Annotated in this window: 1 protein-coding gene; it reads right to left on the reverse strand. The window is 59.0% G+C overall.

Annotated features, from left to right (window positions below; translation table 11 throughout):
* Positions 1-39: 39 nt before the first annotated feature.
* Positions 40-1,215: elongation factor Tu (tuf, locus tag ACR0KL_RS22715; RefSeq protein WP_170381019.1), on the reverse strand; the 1,176-nt coding region annotated here is incomplete at its 5' end.

Below are 1,215 nucleotides of genomic sequence, written 5' to 3' on the forward strand. Positions count from 1 at the left end.
GAGGGACGCCCTTTCCGTCTGATCATTCGCTTACGCGACTTATTCAGTGATTTTCGACACAACGCCGGCGCCGACGGTGCGGCCGCCTTCGCGGATCGCAAAGCGCAGGCCCTGCTCCATCGCGATCGGCGCGATCAGCTCAACGCCGAACGACACGTTGTCGCCGGGCATGACCATCTCGGTGCCTTCCGCCAAGGTCACGGTGCCGGTCACGTCAGTGGTCCGGAAGTAGAACTGAGGACGGTAGTTCGCGAAGAACGGAGTGTGACGACCGCCTTCTTCCTTGGTCAGGATGTAGGCTTCGGCTTCGAACTTGGTGTGCGGTGTAACCGAACCCGGCTTACACAGAACCTGGCCACGCTCAACGCCGTCACGGTCAACACCACGCAGCAGCGCGCCGATGTTGTCGCCCGCTTCACCGCGGTCCAGCAGCTTGCGGAACATTTCAACGCCGGTGCAGGTGGTTTTCGAAGTGTCGCGGATGCCGACGATTTCGATTTCGTCACCAACGTTGATCACGCCGCGCTCAACACGACCGGTCACAACGGTACCACGACCCGAGATCGAGAACACGTCTTCGATCGGCATCAGGAACGGCTGGTCAACAGCACGCTCAGGGGTGTCGATGTACTCATCAACGGCCGCCATCAGTTCCTTGATCTTCTCTTCGCCGATTTCAGGCTTGTTGCCTTCCATCGCGGCCAGAGCCGAACCTGCGATGATCGGAATATCGTCGCCAGGGTATTCGTAGCTGGACAGCAGTTCGCGAACTTCCATCTCAACCAGTTCCAGCAGCTCTTCGTCGTCAACCTGGTCAACTTTGTTCAGGAACACGACCATCTTCGGGATGCCAACCTGGCGGCCCAGCAGGATGTGCTCGCGGGTCTGCGGCATCGGGCCGTCAGCAGCGTTCACAACCAGGATCGCGCCGTCCATCTGAGCAGCACCGGTGATCATGTTCTTGACGTAGTCGGCGTGGCCGGGGCAGTCAACGTGCGCGTAGTGGCGGTTCTCGGTCTCGTATTCCACGTGGGCGGTCGAGATGGTGATGCCGCGCGCTTTCTCTTCCGGCGCACCGTCAATCTGGTCATACGCTTTAAAGTCACCAAAATACTTGGTGATCGCTGCGGTCAGCGTCGTCTTACCATGGTCAACGTGCCCAATCGTGCCGATGTTGACGTGCGGTTTTGTACGCTCAAACTTTTCCTTTGCCAT

The sequence above is a fragment of the Ruegeria sp. C8 genome, from assembly GCF_056537565.1.